This window comes from Planctomycetota bacterium (assembly GCA_035384565.1).
Lineage (GTDB): Bacteria > Planctomycetota > PUPC01 > DSUN01 > DSUN01 > DAOOIT01.
On sequence record DAOOIT010000041.1, the window covers coordinates 27,307 to 42,914 of the forward strand.

At 69.2% G+C, this 15,608-nt stretch carries 12 protein-coding genes; 8 read left to right on the forward strand and 4 right to left on the reverse strand.

Annotated features, from left to right (window positions below):
- Positions 1 to 154: 154 nt before the first annotated feature.
- Both PLE19_15405 and PLE19_15410 read right to left on the reverse strand, forming a co-directional pair.
- Positions 155 to 823: an SGNH/GDSL hydrolase family protein gene (locus PLE19_15405; GenBank protein ID HPD16339.1), complete on the reverse strand. Its 669-nt coding sequence runs from the start codon at positions 821 to 823 to the stop codon at positions 155 to 157.
- Positions 820 to 1,911: an Ldh family oxidoreductase gene (locus PLE19_15410; protein HPD16340.1), complete on the reverse strand. Its 1,092-nt coding sequence runs from the start codon at positions 1,909 to 1,911 to the stop codon at positions 820 to 822. The genes PLE19_15405 and PLE19_15410 overlap by 4 nt, the downstream gene beginning before the upstream one ends.
- Before the next feature lie 195 nt (positions 1,912 to 2,106).
- Between PLE19_15410 and PLE19_15415 the strand changes: the two genes are divergently transcribed.
- The 5 genes from PLE19_15415 to PLE19_15435 all read left to right on the forward strand — a co-directional run bounded on the left by PLE19_15415 (position 2,107) and on the right by PLE19_15435 (position 7,511).
- Positions 2,107 to 3,537: a sulfatase gene (locus PLE19_15415; protein ID HPD16341.1), complete on the forward strand. Its 1,431-nt coding sequence runs from the start codon at positions 2,107 to 2,109 to the stop codon at positions 3,535 to 3,537.
- Positions 3,538 to 3,630: 93 nt separating this feature from the next.
- Positions 3,631 to 3,903, forward strand: coding sequence for a nucleotidyltransferase family protein (locus tag PLE19_15420; GenBank protein ID HPD16342.1), 273 nt, complete (start codon positions 3,631 to 3,633; stop codon positions 3,901 to 3,903).
- On the forward strand, positions 3,900 to 4,247 hold the full coding sequence (locus PLE19_15425; GenBank protein ID HPD16343.1) for a DUF86 domain-containing protein: 348 nt from the start codon (positions 3,900 to 3,902) through the stop codon (positions 4,245 to 4,247). The genes PLE19_15420 and PLE19_15425 overlap by 4 nt, the downstream gene beginning before the upstream one ends.
- Before the next feature lie 53 nt (positions 4,248 to 4,300).
- Positions 4,301 to 6,517, forward strand: a complete 2,217-nt coding sequence (locus PLE19_15430; GenBank protein ID HPD16344.1) for a hypothetical protein — start codon at positions 4,301 to 4,303, stop codon at positions 6,515 to 6,517.
- A 97-nt stretch (positions 6,518 to 6,614) separates the two neighbouring features.
- A complete protein-coding gene (locus PLE19_15435; protein ID HPD16345.1) occupies positions 6,615 to 7,511 on the forward strand; it encodes a ThuA domain-containing protein in 897 nt (298 codons plus the stop codon).
- A gap of 147 nt (positions 7,512 to 7,658) precedes the next feature.
- Here PLE19_15435 and PLE19_15440 read toward each other — a convergent pair whose 3' ends face one another.
- A complete protein-coding gene (locus PLE19_15440; protein HPD16346.1) occupies positions 7,659 to 9,863 on the reverse strand; it encodes a hypothetical protein in 2,205 nt (734 codons plus the stop codon).
- Between the two features lie 351 nt (positions 9,864 to 10,214).
- Here PLE19_15440 and PLE19_15445 point away from each other — a divergent pair, with 351 nt between their 5' ends.
- The 3 genes from PLE19_15445 (at position 10,215) to moaA (ending at position 14,346) form a co-directional block, all read left to right on the forward strand.
- Positions 10,215 to 12,086 (forward strand): aldehyde ferredoxin oxidoreductase family protein, encoded by a 1,872-nt coding sequence (locus PLE19_15445; protein HPD16347.1) that lies wholly within the window; start codon positions 10,215 to 10,217, stop codon positions 12,084 to 12,086.
- A 98-nt stretch (positions 12,087 to 12,184) separates the two neighbouring features.
- Positions 12,185 to 13,387: a molybdopterin molybdotransferase MoeA gene (locus tag PLE19_15450; protein ID HPD16348.1), complete on the forward strand. Its 1,203-nt coding sequence runs from the start codon at positions 12,185 to 12,187 to the stop codon at positions 13,385 to 13,387.
- A gap of 5 nt (positions 13,388 to 13,392) precedes the next feature.
- Entirely contained in the window at positions 13,393 to 14,346 is a 954-nt protein-coding gene (gene moaA, locus PLE19_15455) for a GTP 3',8-cyclase MoaA (GenBank protein HPD16349.1), read from the forward strand.
- A gap of 2 nt (positions 14,347 to 14,348) precedes the next feature.
- Here moaA and PLE19_15460 read toward each other — a convergent pair whose 3' ends face one another.
- Positions 14,349 to 15,254, reverse strand: a complete 906-nt coding sequence (locus PLE19_15460; GenBank protein ID HPD16350.1) for a polyprenyl synthetase family protein — start codon at positions 15,252 to 15,254, stop codon at positions 14,349 to 14,351.
- Positions 15,255 to 15,608: the final 354 nt, after the last annotated feature.

The window sequence follows — 15,608 nt, forward strand, 5'->3', positions numbered from 1 at the left end:
CAGAGGATACCCGCGCGGGGCGAAGGCGTCAAGGGCAAGTTCTCGGCGGGCCTGCCGCTCTCTGCGGCCTGGGACGCGGGACAATCGGCATCGCCTGCCTTGCACGACCGGGGGCGGGCTTCTCTTGGCCTGGCTCTTCGCGGACCGAGTGCGGCTACCGGGCGTTGAGGAGCGGCCTGAGGAGGCCGGTCCACAACTCATAGCCCGCGGGGCTCAGGTGCAGGCCGTCCTTGACGAACAGCTCGGGCTTGGGCTTGCCGTCCTCGCCGAGCATGCCGGGCACGATGTCGAGATAGGCGAGGCGCTTATCGGTCTTCACGTGCTCCGCGATCAGGGCGTTGGCGGCCTTCATCTTCTCCCACAGCTTCCAGCGGGCGATGCTGGGCTTGATGGGGATGTAGATGATCGTCGTCTCGGGCAGCTTGTCGTGGACCTTCTTGACGAACGCCTGGTAGTCCTCGAAGACCTTCTCGGGGCTCTTGCCGCTGGCGATGTCGTTGTCCCCCGCGTAGAAGACCACGATCCGCGGCTCGAGGGGGAGCAGGATGCGGTCGGCATACTGTACCGAATCGGCGATCTGGGAGCCGCCGAAGCCGCGGTTCACCGCCTTGAGGTCGGGGAAGTACTTCGCGAGATTCCAGCCGACGATGCTCGAGCTGCCGATGAACACGATCTCGCCCTTGGGCGGCGGGTTCTTTGCGTCGCGTTCCTCGAATGCCTGCATGCTCTTCTCCCAGCGGTCGGCCTTCTTCGCCTCCTCCGCAAGCCCGAGTCCGCAGCACAAGGCCAATGTCGCCACAAGCCCAGTTTCCCAGCCTTTCACGTCGTGTCTCCTGAGGTGAGGGGGGCGAGGCCGTTTCTCTTTGCGGTCTCGTTGAGCAGCTCCACGAGGCGGCCTTCGACCAGGATGCCGTGCGTCTCGGCCTCCTCGGCGGCACGCTGGGCGCGCTCGCCCGGCAGCCGCACCGCGTCGAAGCCGGGGCGCAGGCGGCTGCTCTTGAGGTGGGCGACGAAACGCGCCATCTCCCGGTAATAGTAGTCGCCGCCCGCGAATGCCTCGGGGTCGGTCACGGTGAGGCAGAAGGTCTGGCGGTCGGGCACGTCGGGGTTGTTGGCGCTGCCGCCGGCCATGGCGGTGAGGGCCTCGGCCCACAGCGAAAGGGCGTAGCCGCGATAGCCGTAGCGCTCGCCGCCCAGGTGGAAGATGGTGCCGCCGTCGGGCACGACGCGCGGATCGCGGGTGGGGTGCCCTTCCTGGTCCATGAACAGGTTCTCGGGGGCGGATTCCCCGCGGCGAATCATCGCGCGCACCTTGCCCATCGAGAGAGCCGCCGACGAGAAGTCGCTGAGCATCGGCAAGGCGCCGGTGGGGAAGGTGAGGGCCACCGGGTTGGTCGAGAACCGGGCATCAATGCCGCCCCAGGGAGCGCAGTCCTTGCACGTGTTGTTCTGCACCCAGAGCTGGGCGAACAGACCCGAGCGCGACAGCGGGAGAATCTGGGGGCCGAGGGCGGCGAGCCAGGACAGGTTGGTGCCGGCCACGGTGGCGACGCCGCATTCCCGGGCTTTGTCGGCGGCGAGGTCGCGCGCGAGCGCAAGGGCGAGCTGGCCGAAGCCGCCGGCGCCGTCAATCAGCGCCGTGGCAGGCCGCTCCTTGACCACGCGCGGCTCGGCGCAGGGGTCAATGCGGTCCCCGATGAACTTATCCCAGTAGGGGATGAGCACGAGGCCGTGGGTGTGGATGCCGAAGGCCTCGGTGGCCACGGCGGTCTCGGCCAGGCAGGCGGCCCTGTCGGCGCGCACGCCCCGCTTCACGAGAAACTCGATGGCGAAGTCGAGGAGGAACTGCCTTGGGAAGCGAGTCCAGCCCGATGCGCCGGGCGTTCGGCCCTTGATGTCGGGACAGCTCATCGTCCGATCATCCCCCTGGGACAGGGAGTGGCCCGTCCGTGTCGGCCCATGCCGCTTCGTCGCTCCCTTGGAGAATATATGGCCTTTCCGTCGGCGCGTCAAGGCGGGCCGGGGCGTTGACCCGCGGGCAAGCGCGCGCTACAATCCGGCCGCTGCACCACAGCCTGGACCGCCATCTCGTTGAGGGACCGCCGCATGAACCTCCTCGTCATCGTCAGCGACACACTACGTTGGGACTACCTCGGCTGCTACGGCAACGACTGGATCGAGACGCCCAATCTCGACCGGCTGGCCGCCGAGAGCGCGCTGTTCCTCGATGCCTTTGCCGAGGGTCTGCCGACCATCCCCGCCCGTCGCGTGCTCATGACCGGCCGCAACATCGTGCCCTTCGCCTACCGCCCCCAGGCGAGCGACCCGGTGCAACTCCACGGCTGGCACCCGCTCTTCGATGAAGACGTGACCCTGGCCGAGCACCTCCGCGAGCACGACTACGTGTCGGCCTTCTTCAACGACGTGTACCACATGATGAAGCCGGGGAAGAACTTCCACCGCGGGTTCGACCACTGGTCGTGGATCCGCGGCCAGGAGGGCGACCCGTGGGCGCTGCGCGACCCGGCCCGCGTGCGCAAGGAACTCCGCCGCGCCGCCGCAGGCCGGCCCGTGGACTCCCGCGCGTGGATCATCCAGCATCTCGTCAACCGCCAGAGTTGGAGGTCCGAGGCCGACACCCTTGTCGCCCAGACGATGCGCACGGCTGCCGACTGGCTCCGCGGCTACACCCTCAAGAACCCGTTCTACATGCACGTCGAGTGCTTCGATCCCCACGAGCCGTGGGACCCGCCGCTCGAGTATGCGCGCAAGTACGACCCGAAGATCACCCCTGCCGACATCCTGGACGGCCACATCCCGCCCGGCCACGTGAGCCACATGACGAGGCGGCAGGCGAGGAACTGCCTCACGACCTACGCCGGCGAGGTCACGCTCGTGGACCGCTGGGTCGGCCACCTGCTCGACACGCTCCGCGAGACGGGCCATGACCGCGACACCCTCGTCGTCTTCACCTCCGACCACGGCTGCATGCTCGGCGAGCAGGGCGAGATTCACAAGGGCCAGGATCGGCTGCGCAACCAGTGCACGCGGCTGCCGCTCCTCATCCGCCACCCGAAGCGCAAGGGCGCGGGGCAGCGGGTGAAGGGCTTCGTGCAGCATCAGGACATCATGCCCACGGCCCTCGCGCTGATGGGCCTGCCCGCCCCGACACGTTGCCTGGGCAAGAGCGCCTGGCCGCTCGTCGAGGGCAAGGGCAAGGGACGGAGCCACGTGGTCTCGGCCTTCGGCCCCTACGCCTGCCTGCGCACGCACAAGTGGAACTACGTGTGCCCCTGGACGCCGCTGCCGAAGGGCTGGAAGCCGCGCGTGGACCTCTACGACCTGGCGGCCGACCCGAAGGAGCTGGCGAATGTGGCGGCCGACCATCCCGATGTGGCCGGCGAACTCGCCGCGCGCCTCGAGGCGGAACTGAAGAAGTACGCCCCGTTGACCAGCGGCACGTTCCAGTCGCTGGCCAAGGGCGCTGGACACTCCTTCAGCTTCGACGCTCTGCCGCGGTTCGACCGGAGAAGGTGACGGAGGGCAGGGGGTGGTTGACTTGGCATGGGTGACAGGCTACAATCGGGTCGGTGGCCTCAGAGAGGGTGTCTGATGACGCAGAAGCAAGTCATGCAGAGTCTTCACGGCCTAATGCCGGAACTCCGCGCGAAGTTCGGAGTCACGGGCATCGCGCTTTTCGGGTCATTCGCAAGAGGGGAGGCAGGCCCTACGAGCGACGTGGACCTGGTGGTGGATTTCGACGACAAGGCCACGCTCTTCGAGTTGAGCGGCTTGGGAGCCTTCCTCGAGGAAAGGCTGCAACTCAAGGTGGACCTCGTTCCCCGGCGCGCGATCCGCGCTGAGATCCGCGAGAGCATCCTCAGGGAGGCCGTCTCTGTATGAGGGATGCCAGGCTCTTTCTCGAAGACATCCTCGCCGCCATTGACAGCATCAAGGTATTTGTCGCGGGGATGAACTACCGGGCGTTTGAAAGAGATGACAAGACGCTGAGCGCCGTGGTGCGTAAGTTCGAGATCATTGGTGAAGCCACCAAGGCCATCCCCGACTCGATCCGCCAGCGACACCCCGAAATCCCCTGGAAGGAGATGGCCGGAATGCGGGATCGGCTGATCCACGCCTACTTCGGGGTGGACCCCGTACTGGTCTGGGGGGCCATCCGCAAACGACTGCCTGCCTTGCGGCGCTCCATCGAGGCCATCCTGGAGCCAGGGCGAGGCGTCTCCTAGCGAGAACGCTGGTGGCGGGCCGCCGAATCGTGGGAACCTGGAGGGGTGAGCGCGTGACACGCGGCGCGTGCGCTTTGGCGTTGGCAGTACTGTGGCGCGTCGCAGTATCGGCCGCGCAACTGCCCAGACTCGACCCAGTCGGCCTCTGCTATACGGGCTTCGGCGTGCCAGGGTCGGGGCGGCCCTTTGTTTTCGGCGACACGGCGCTGGTGAACGCGGGGGAGGGGTGCGCCACGGTCATTGATGTCGCGGACAGGCGGCAGCCGAAGATCGTGCGGTACATTCCGTCCTGGCACTTCACCTCGATCATCTATCCGCTGCCTGCGCGGGACCTCGTGTACCTGAGCAGTTCGCGGGGCAAGCTGCTCGCGGTGAAGGGCCTGAGCACGCTGCGCGAGCGCGGCGAGATGAAAGAGATCCCCTGGGATGCAGAGAAGTGGGGCCGGTCATTCCTCGCGGGGCTGCGGCCCGACGGCGTCGGCTATACGGCGACCACGGAGGACATCGTCGTCCTCGACCTCAACGAGCCCGAGGTGCCGAAGGAACTTGCCCGCATCCCCGTGGCACGCCTCAAGGGGGAGGGGATGCCCACGCTGCCCGAGGACCATGCGGCCGGGGCAACGCTCGTCCGCGAGGGCTACCAACTCACCTTCTGCGACGACTACGGCCTGTCGGCGGCCATCCTCGATGGCGGCCGCCGTGTCGCCCTCCTCGAGTGGAAGTCGCCCACCGAGCCCGTCGTGCGCGGCGAGTTCGCCAACGCGGCGGTGCACGACAAGGCGGGCGCCTCCGCCTATGGCCGCGTGCTGGCAATGGACAGGGAGCGCCTGCTCCTCGGCCACCCCGCTTCCACAAGCAAGTACTGGCAGTGCCGCGAGCTGACCCTCTGCGACATTCGAGACCCCGGCAAGCCGGAGCGGATCGCCCACATCGCCTTCGACGACCGAAGCACCCACATACGCGACGTCGCGCTGGCGGGCCGCCATGTCTTCCTGGCCGACGGGCGCAACATCGCCAGCGGACACTGCGTCTCGCGGAACCAGCACAGCCGGCTCTATGTGTTGGACACGCAACAGCTCGTCCCATCCGAAGCCAAGCCCCCGGCGGACGCGACCAAGCTCGAGGACGAGAGGCTGTTGCCCTCGCCGAAGGTCGTCGTGTCCCTGGACGACCCGATGCCGACGGAATACAGCCAGATGAGGCTCGTGGGCGACACGCTCTACGTAAACGACTACAACTTCGGCCTGTGGCTGTTCGACGTGCGCGACCCGCTCAGGCCCGCGAAGCTCGGCGGCGCGCCGACCGCTGCCGAAGGGCATTGGCTCTATCTCAACGGCGACCACGCCTTCATGGCCCACACCTTCGGCGGCACCATCCACGTGATCAGCATCGCAGAGCCATCGAACCCGAAGACCGTGGGCCATTACTGGGACGGCCAGTGGCTGAACTACAAGGCGAAGATTCGCGGCAAGGGCTGCGCGATGTACCTGCCGCAGGAGGACGGCCTCGCGGTGGTAGACATCGCAGAGCCATCGCGCCCACGGAGGGCGGGGGAGTTCCTGGATGCCGATGGCCAGCCTCTGCACGCCCCGTGCCTCGACGTCTCGGACGCGCGCGCCTTCGTCGCGGCCGCGCCGAGAGGCAAGACGCCCTGCCGCCTGCTCGTCTACGACATCGCCCAGCCGCTCCAGCCGCGCGTGCTCTCGACGACGGCGCTCGAAGGCGGCAAGGGGTTCCGCGTGCTTCGCGCCGGCCAGATGCTCTACCTGGTCGGCTACACAGGCAAGCGGATTCTCGCGGTGGATGCGTCCGACCCCAAGCAACCACGCATCACCGCCGACCTGAGCGCGGCCGAGGTGCGAATCGGCGGCAAGGCCCAATCGCTGGAACTGAAGGATGGCGGCGGCAACGGCGCGCCTGGGCTGGCCTTCTCGCGGGGCTATCTCTACGTGACCACGGCTCTCGAAGCGCCCGGCCCCTATGTGCTCATCTTCGACGTTCGCGACCCCGCCAGCATCCGCGCCGTCGGCTCGCTCGACATCGCCGACCGCAAGGGTTGGCAGTACTTCGCCTGCGACGTGCTGGCCGACGACCGCCGCCTGATCCTGGGCGACTACGGCTGCGAGGAGGTCTACGACATCACCGACCCGACCGCTCCGAGGCGGCTGGCGGCCTACCGGCGCTCGTACGCCTGGCAGGCCGGGGTGATTCGGGACGGCTTGCTCTTCGTGCCGAAGCTCGACGGGCTAGAGGTGCTGCGGCTGCCGTGAAGGGGCGGAGCCGCGCTTGCGTTCCGCAGGGCGATTCGATAGTCTTACCGCTCAGTGTGAGCGACCCTGTGGGCATCCTTGGAAAGGAGAGAAGCCGATGAGAAGAGCAGGGCATTGTCTGGCGGTGGCGGCGTGCGCGGCGCTCGCCCTGGCGCTGGTGAGCCAGGCGACGGCTGCCGAGAAGATCAATCTCCTGATCATAGACGGGCAGCACAACCACAACTGGAAGGCCACGACGCCGGTCGTCAAAGACCTGCTCGCGAAGACCGAGCGGTTCAACGTGGACGTGGTGACGACGCCGCCCAAGGGCGCACCGGCCGACGAGTGGGACAAGTTCAAGCCCGACTTCTCGAAGTACCAGGTGGTGCTGATGAACTACGCCGGCGAGGGCTGGGCGCCGGAGATCAACACCGCGCTCGCAAAGTTCGTGGAGGGCGGCGGCGGCCTGGTCTTCTACCACGCCGCGGTATTCGCGTTCCCCCAGTGGCCCGAGTGGAACAAGATGATGGGCATGGGCTGGCGCGCCCCGGGCTTCGGCGACCGCGTGGCGCTGGACGACGACGGGAAGCTCGTCAAGATGGCCAAGGGCGAAGGGCCGGGCGGCGGCCACGGGCCCGCGCACGCCTTCGAGGTGATCGTGCGCGACAAGGAGCACCCCGTGATGAAGGGCCTGCCCGAGAAGTGGATGCACGTGAAGGACGAGTTGTACCACGGCATGCGCGGCCCGTGCGAGAACATGGCCATCCTCGCCACGGCCTTCAGCTCGAAGGAGGGCAAGGGCACGGGCATGCACGAACCGATGGTGTGGACGGTGGCCTACGGCAAGGGGCGTGTGTTCGTGAGCGTGCTGGGCCACGACCCCGCCTCGACTGCCGTGCCGGATGCCGCGACGCTGCTGTGCCGCGGCGCCGAGTGGGCGGCGACGGGCCAGGTGACGATCCCCGTGCCGGCCGAATTCACAACAACGCCCGGGGCGCCTGGAGCGGCGAAGTAGGCGAGGGGAACCGGGATGAGTGTTCCCGCGGCCCTGGCGTCGCTGCCCGGCGGCGCCAGGGCCGGTTCGTTTCGGCGCAGAAACGCCCGATGGCGCCTGCTCAACGAGCTGCGCCGCCTGAGCGTATTCGGCAGGCGTTGTGGGAGGCTACCTGCCCCTTCCACGGCCGCGCCCCCTGCCTTCCGTGTCCTGAGGGACGGTCGGGGAACTGCTCGGGTTGGCGCTCCCAACATCGGCATTGCGGTCACGCGAGCGCACGGCGGGCAGGGGAGCCGGCGGCTGCGACACCGTCGGCGCCGGGCTCAGCCTCGGGGCTGGGGAGGCGCTGAAGGCCGGCTGCGCCTGCCACTGGTTTGCCGACGCGAACGTCGGCTGGCGTTCGCCCTGTATGCGCACGCTCGGGGTCTCGCTCCGTGCCGTTGCAGGAGCGCGGTTGGAGAAGCGGCGGTTTGCAGCATCCTGCGCAACGACCTGCGGTGTGACCTGTGACGGCAGGGGGGGCGGCGTGATGGGCGCCGTGACAGTCACCGCAGGCGCAGGCAGCGAAGCCGTCAGCGCCGGTCTCGACGGTGTGGGGGCCAGCTCGCTTCGGGGCTTGCGCTTGGGCTCGTCCCAGCCCTTGGGCGGCGGGGGCGGCGAGTGGGGGTTTCCCGGCGCGGTCGGGCCGATGGCGGGCGTGGTGGCGCCCGGCGCGGTCTGCTCGAGGCGGCGGAAGGGGCCGATCTGGGGCTGGCGGGTGCCCTCGAGGTTCACGTCCGGTAGCGTGCGCAGCGTCTCGCCATCGCCCTTGTCGCCGCGGCGCCAGGCCGGCTTGGTGCTCTCTTGGATGTTTCGGGCGCCCCCCTTGTCAGGTATGGGGCCAGTGGTCCGATTCCCTTGGAGGAGCTGCTGGAACCGCTCTCGGAGGGTTTGGTCGCGAGCGTCAGGGAGTTGGAGCGCGGTCGAGCCGGGTGTATCGGGCGTCCGTGTGGCAGAGGGGCTCAGCGTGCGCGGCTGAAGCGGCTGGAGTTCGAGCGGCCTGGGCACGATGGGGGTCTTGGGCTGCGGGATGTCTCGGCGGACCTGGCCGGACGTTGAGCCGGGGAAGCCTGGGCTCGTCTGGTTGTGCAGTTCCAGGGGCACGGCGGTCGAGGTGTAGGGCTGGGAGGTGCCCACGAGGCGTGGCCGGCGGGTCGTTTGAACACTTGTCCACGCCTTCGTGTTCTGGATGAAGTCGTCGCGGCGGCGGAGCGACTGGATGGCCTGGGTGACCTCGGTGGGGTTACGGCGCCAGGAGGTACCTGGGTCGCCGAAGCGGTCGCGCAGTTCGCGCTCGAAGGCGTGGCCCTGGTCTACGAGTTGCCGGGCCACCCGCTGCTGGTCCACCACGCGCTCGGGCGGCAGGAAATCGCGGCGCCGGCGAATAAGGTGGTCAAAGTCATCGCTCCGCACGTGGGCCGGGTCCACGCGGAAGCAGCGGCGGTACCAGTCGTCCCGGTAGCGGTCAATATGCGGCTTGACGATGAAGGCGGGCCGATGAATCGCGATGAACGGCCAATGGGAGTAGTGGGCAGGCCGATAGCACCAGGGGTGATAGGTGAAGTAGGCTGCGCGGCGCAGACTCCACTGGTGCCAGAAGATCGGGTCGAAGGAAGTGAGCTGGAAGCACGCATAGTAGCTGCCGTAGGGATAGTAGTTCGGGCCGGCGTAATAGTAGTAGTACGAGTAGTCGTACGGGTTGGGCACATACGCGGCCGGCTCGACGTACTGGATGGGGACGAGCACCACGACGCCGAAGGCGGTGACCTGGACATACTGGGCGTCGAACACCTGCCCCGCTCCGGCCGACAGGTGCACCTCGAGCACGCCGTCAATCACGTGGTTCTCGGTGGCCAGGGTCACGCTGACCCGCTGCTGGTTCGCGGGCAAGAGATACGTGTTTCCGAAGAAGCCCGGCTCCTCGATGGGGCGCTCCCCATCCTTGTTCTGGCCGGCGAACTGGTCCTCGATGGCTTTGTTGCGGACGAAGAGGAAGCCGGCCACTTGCGGATTCGTCGCCGCAGGGTCGGCCTGATAGGCCACCTCGATGGCCACCGATCTTGCGGCGAGGGGCACCTGGAAGAAGTAGGCGGCGGTGGCCACGGCCACCCGGGTGGCGTCGTCCTGTTCCGGGGCGTCCCAGGCGGCGAGGCGCAGCCCTTTGCGGAACTGGGCGCTCTCGGAAACGGCGGCGTCGCCTCGCACGAAGTATTCGTTGAGTTGCGAGGCGTATCGGTATTCGGTCGAGAGCGTGGGGGCGGCGGTGGCCAGGGCGGCCGTCAGAGCCACTGCGAGCGCCACCGTGCCCCGAGCTGCGGTTAGTTGTGTCTTCATTGTGGCTCTCCTCGGCAACAGGGTCGCATCCAACTCCCTCCCCTCCACCTGTTTAGACGAACGGCGTGTGGGATTATTCACGCGCCGACCGGCGAGGTCCGGCCAGCCGAGGGCCGAGGAGCCGGACGGTGCAAGTCGCGTCCAGCACGGCACATGGAGTTCGATGGCCCGCATCAGCTCAGAGCGGTCGGCGCGCCTCGGCAACGCAGGAGACTTCAGTGCCAGACGTTGCCCCGTTTCGCCTGTTCGGACGCCAGAAAGGCCCGCGCGCTTGACAGGCGGCGCCGAAGCGCCTAGACTGCTGAGGAAGACGGGTCGGTCCCATGCCTCACCTTCTTCAGGAGGCTGCGCATGTCCGTTCGCGGAACGATGGGGAGAATCGCCTTCGTGAACCTGGCTCGCGGCTCGGTGCGCCGCAAGAGGCCCGAGGATGAGCTGTACCTGAAGTACCTGGGCGGCTACGGCCTGGGCGCTTATTACCTCTACACCCAGATGAAGCCGCACGCGCGCCCGCTGGGGCCGAAGAACCTGCTCGGCTTCCTCGCCGGGCCGCTCACCGGCACGCCGGCCATCTGCGGCAACCGCTTCCAGGTCGTCGGCAAGTCGCCCAAGACCGGCGGCTTCGGCGACGCCAACTGCGGGGGCGACTTCGGCCCGAAGATGAAGTTCGCCGGCTTCGACGGCGTCTTCTTCAAGGGCCAGGCGAAGGAGCCTGTGTACCTCGTGCTCGCCGACGGCAAGGGCGAGTTGAAGAGCGCGGCCGACCTGTGGGGCCTCGACGTGACCGCCACCGAGGAGAAGCTCAAGGCCCTCTACGGCCCCGAGGCCGCCATCGCCTCCATCGGGCCCGCCGGCGAGGCGATGAGCCTGCTAGCCTGCATCATGAACGACCGCGACCGCGCCGCGGGACGCAGCGGCCTGGGCGCCGTCATGGGCTCCAAGAAGCTCAAGGCCATTGTGGCCGTGCCCACCAAGAAGGTGCGCCTCGCCGACGCCGCCCAGATGAAGGCCCACCGCACCGCCTACATTCAGAAGATGCGCGAGACGGGCCTCTACGAGCTCTTCCACAAGTTCGGCACCTCGGGCCTCACCGCCGGCGCCGTGGCCGGCGGCGACTGCCCCGTCAAGAACTGGGCCGGCACCGTCGAGGATTTCAAGACCGCCTCCAAGATCAGCGACGAGGCCGTGCTCGACGTCGTCACCAAGCCCTACGGCTGCTGGCACTGCCCCATTGCCTGCGGCGGCTTCGTCAAGACCAGCGGCCCCTTCGCCGTCGAGGGCGGCAAGCCCGAGTACGAAACCCTCGGCGTCTTCGGCGCCATGCTGCTCGTGGACGACCTGGCCGCCATCTGCAAGGTGAACGACCTGTGCAACCGCATGGGGATGGACACCATCTCCACCGGCGCCACGCTCGCCTTCGCCTTCGAGTGCTACGAGAAGGGCATCCTCACCAAGGCCGACACCGGCGGCCTGGAACTCACCTGGGGCAATGCCCCCGCCGTGGTGGCCCTCGTCGAGCAGATCGCGCGCCGCCAGGGCCTCGGCGCCATCCTCGCCGACGGCGCGAAGGCCGCCGCCAAGAGGATCGGCAAAGGCGCCAGCAAGTGCGCCATGCAGATCGCCGGCGAGGAACTGCCCATGCACGACCCGCGCCTGAGCCCCGGCCTCGCCTCCAGCTACAAGCTCGATGCCACGCCCGCCCGCCACACCCAGTTCAGCGCCTGGGCCGCCGAGGCCGGCTTCCCGGTCACTGGCCTCGAACACCTCTACGGCGGCTGGACGCCCGAGAAGAAGTACGAGTACGCCGGCAAGGCCAAGGCCCATCGCATCCAGAGCGCCCTCATGCACGTCATCAACGCCGACGGCTGCTGCATGTTCGGCTCCGTGTGCATCCCGGCCCAGGCCCAGGCCGACTTCCTCAACGCCGCCCTGGGCACGAGCTGGACGCCCGAGGACCTGGTGACCATCGGCGACCGCATCGCCAACCTGCGCGTGGCCTTCAACCTGCGCGAAGGGCTGAAGAACGCCGACTTCAAGGTGCCCGGCCGGATTCTCGGCGTGCCGCCCCTCAAGGCCGGAGCCACCAAAGGCGTGCGGGTGGACCTCGAGACGCAGCAGCGCGAGTACTTCGCCGAGATGGGGTGGAGCCCCGACGGCGTGCCCACGGCCGAGACCCTCCAGCGCCTGGGCCTCGACTTCGCTGTGCCCGACCTGCACGGATAGGCCCGCGGCGGAGCCCGGCCGCCCCCGCCGCGCGGGGGCCCATGCCCGGGCGCTGCCGCGGCTCTTCACCCACCCAGAGACGCTCTGAAGGTGCCTCGATGCTCCCGTTCAGCGACGCAATGAAGACCCTGCTCGCCCACGTGCCGCGCCTGGAGACCACGCGCGCGCCGCTGGCCTGCGCCGTGGGCCTCGTGCTCGCCGAGGACGTCGCCAGCGACGTGGACATGCCTCCCTTCGACAAGTCGGCCATGGACGGCTTCGCCGTGCTCGCGAGCGACCTTGCGAGCCTGCCCGCGACCCTGCACGTGGTCGAGGAGGTGCCCGCGGGCGCCGTGCCCACGCGCCGGGTGCGCCCGGGCGACTGCGTGCGGATCATGACCGGCGCGCCCGTGCCCAAGGGCGCCGACACCGTAGTGCGCATCGAGGACACCGAGCCGGGCATCAGCCGGGACCAGGTGCGTGTTCTCAAGGCGACCGAGAAGGGCCAGAACATCTGCCTGAGGGCCGAAGACGTGCGGAAGGGCGACCTGGTGCTCCGTGCGGGCGAGGTCGTCACCCCGCTCCACGTGCCCACCCTCGCCGCGTGCGGTGCGGCGGCCGTGCCGGTCGTCCGCAGGCCCACCGTCGCCGTGCTCTCCACGGGGAACGAGGTGGTGCCTCCAGAGGCCACGCCCAGGGAGGGGCAGATCCGCGACGCCAACGCGCCCTATGTGGCCGCGCGCCTGCGCCTCCTGGGCATCGAGCCCAGACTCCTCGGCATCGCCTCGGACACGCCCAAGGCCCTCAAGAGCGCACTGGCCAGGGGGATGAAGCGCGACGCGCTCATCGTCTCGGGCGGCGTGTCGGCCGGCGACTTCGACCTGGTTCCTGCGATCCTCCGCGAGATGGGGGCGGAGCTCCTCTTCGACAGCGTGGCCATGCAGCCGGGCCGCCCCACCGTGTTCGCCCGGCGCGGCGAGTGCGCCATCTTCGGCCTCCCGGGCAACCCCGTCTCGGTGGTCGTGGGCGCCGAGCTGTTCGTGGTGCCGGCGCTCAAGGCGATGATGGGCTATGCCGAGGTGCACCCCCCACGCCGCCGAGCCCGCCTGCTCGAAACGGCCCGCCACCGGCCCGGCCGCCTTGCGCACATCCCTGGCCGCCTGAGCGAGGGCGCGGATGGCCCCAGCGTGCGCCCCCTGCCGTACCACGGCTCGGCGCACGTTCACGCCCTCAGCAAGGCGAACTGCCTCCTCGTGCTGCCGGGCGACGTGCCAGTGCTCGAGCCCCCGGCCACGGTCGAGGTGGTCGAGCTGAGGATGTGAACGCCGTGCCAGAGACCCCCAACCCCGCGCTGCGCTACCTGCGCATCTCGGTCACCTCGCGCTGCAATCTGAGGTGCGTCTACTGCCGACCCACGTCGGGCGCCGAAGGCGCCGACCTGCTGTCGCGCGACGAGATCGTCCGCTTCGTGCGCCTGGCCGTGGGCTGCGGCATCGAGAAGGTGCGGGTGACGGGCGGCGAGCCGCTAGTGCGCGGCGACCTCGTGCCCATCGTCCGCGACCTCGCCGCCATTCCTGGCCTTCTCGACCTGGGCCTCACGACGAATGCCACGCTGCTGGCCCCGCTCGCCCGCCCACTGCGCGAGGCGGGGCTCCGCCGTGTGAACATCGGCCTCTCTGCCCTCACGCCCACCGTCTACCGGCAGATCACCCGCGGCGGCGAGGTGCGCGACGCCCTGGCCGGGCTGCGCGCCGCGCTCGACGCAGGCTTCGAGCCCGTCAAGGTCAACGTGGTGTTGATGCGCGGCGTCAACGACGGCGAGATCGCCGCCATCGCGGGGCTGACGCGCGAGGACCCCCTCGAGGTGCGGTTCGTGGAGTACATGCCATTCGGCGCGGGGGCCGACGCGGGCCACCACCACGTCGTCCCCGCGGCCGAGGTGCTGGCCCGCTTGCGCGAGCTGGGCGAGTTGGCGCCATTGCCGGGCCAGCGCGGGCCGGCGGCGGCGCGCGGCTTCCGCATCGCGGGCCACCGGGGCTCCGTGGGCGTCATCGCGCCCCACTCCGAGCCCTTTTGCCACGCCTGCAACCGCGTGCGGCTCACGGCCGATGGCCGACTGCGCGCCTGCCTCATCGAGGGGGGGGAGCGGGACATCCTGCCGCTCATCCGGCGGGGGCTCGACCGGCCCACGCTGGAGCGCCTGCTGGCCGAGGCGGCGGCCGCCAAGCCGGCCGCTCACAAGGGCTCATTTCGCGGGGAAATGCACAGGATCGGCGGCTGACCTCAGGCGGTCTGCACCCAGCTCGCCTTGCGGATGAGGCAACGCAGCATGTCGGCCCGCGGCCCGAAGGCGTCCAGACTCGCCAGCGCCTGCTCGGCCAGTTCGCTCGCGCGCGCCTCGGCGCCCTCCACGCCGTAGAAGGCCAGGGCCGTGGGCTTCGCGCCGTCCAGCCCCGTGGGCTTGCCCGCGCGCTCCACGCCGCCGAGCACATCCGCCGTGTCATCGAGAATCTGGTAGGAGAGGCCCAGCTTCATCCCGCACTCGTAGAGGGTGTCGGCCTCCTGCCGGCCGGCCCCGCACAGGATCGCGCCCGCCTTGGCGCTCGATGCGTACAGCGCCCCCGTCTTCAGGCGATAGCATTGCAGCAGCTCCGCGCCGTCGCCCGCCCGGGCCGCCTCGGTCACGTCCATCTCCTGCCCCTCGAACATCTCGCAGGCGGCCTTCGCGAGTTCCAGGGCAGCGGCCACCCGGCGCTCGGCCGACGCCAGGGGGTTTCGCAGGGCGATGCGGTAGCCGAGGTTCACGAGGAAGGCGGGGGCCATGTCCACGGCCCACCGAGGGAAGCGCAGGTGGGCGCACGGCTTGCCGCGCCGCACGGTCGCGTTGTCCATCGAGGGCAGATCATCGAGCAGGAGCGACGCCGCGTGGGCGAGTTCGGCGCCGCACGCGCCGGGCATGCAGATGCTCATGGCCCTGTCGTCAAACACGCACCCGGCCGCCACGGTGGCCATGGCGCGCCAGCGATGGCCCCCGCCCAGCGCCGCGTAGCGGGCCACGCGGCTCACCTGGGTGTCGGCCGTGAGCGCGAAGCCGGCCTCTAACGCCTGCTCCACCTCGCAGCGCACCCGTGCCTTGAAGCTTTCGAACTCGCTCTCGATGCCCACGCGCCGGTCCTGTCCCAACTGCATGGCTCATCCGTCCGCCCCGTCCGGGGCCGATTGCGGCAACAGGGATGTTACCAGGGTGCGCCGCAGGTGTCAACTCGGGATGCCGCGGCACGGCGTCAGAAAGCGAACACCAATATGCCCGCTTCGAGCCGAGCGAGGAGCTGGGAGTGCGGCGTTCCGCTCGGCCCTTGCCATCCTGCGCACCTGGGAGGGGACGATGTGTTCGGAACCAACCCGTCAAGCCACGCGCTGCCTCGGCTTCGCAACACCTCGGCCGAATGAAGTGGGGCCTCAGGCACGCAGCTCAGAGAGCGAGGCAGTTCGCAGTGCGGGCTTCAGCCCGTACTGGACGTCGAGGGTGCGGCCTGAAGGCCG

Excerpts from the sequence above, each read along its gene's own strand:
- PLE19_15415 (HPD16341.1), top strand. The coding sequence starts at position 2,107 with ATGAACCTCCTCGTCATCGTCAGCGACACACTACGTTGGGACTACCTC.
- PLE19_15445 (HPD16347.1), top strand. The coding sequence starts at position 10,215 with ATGTCCGTTCGCGGAACGATGGGGAGAATCGCCTTCGTGAACCTGGCT.
- PLE19_15435 (HPD16345.1), top strand. The coding sequence starts at position 6,615 with ATGAGAAGAGCAGGGCATTGTCTGGCGGTGGCGGCGTGCGCGGCGCTC.
- PLE19_15460 (HPD16350.1), bottom strand. The coding sequence starts at position 15,254 with ATGCAGTTGGGACAGGACCGGCGCGTGGGCATCGAGAGCGAGTTCGAA.
- PLE19_15425 (HPD16343.1), top strand. The coding sequence starts at position 3,900 with ATGAGGGATGCCAGGCTCTTTCTCGAAGACATCCTCGCCGCCATTGAC.
- PLE19_15450 (HPD16348.1), top strand. The coding sequence starts at position 12,185 with ATGCTCCCGTTCAGCGACGCAATGAAGACCCTGCTCGCCCACGTGCCG.
- PLE19_15410 (HPD16340.1), bottom strand. The coding sequence starts at position 1,911 with ATGAGCTGTCCCGACATCAAGGGCCGAACGCCCGGCGCATCGGGCTGG.
- PLE19_15440 (HPD16346.1), bottom strand. The coding sequence starts at position 9,863 with ATGAAGACACAACTAACCGCAGCTCGGGGCACGGTGGCGCTCGCAGTG.
- PLE19_15420 (HPD16342.1), top strand. The coding sequence starts at position 3,631 with ATGCAGAGTCTTCACGGCCTAATGCCGGAACTCCGCGCGAAGTTCGGA.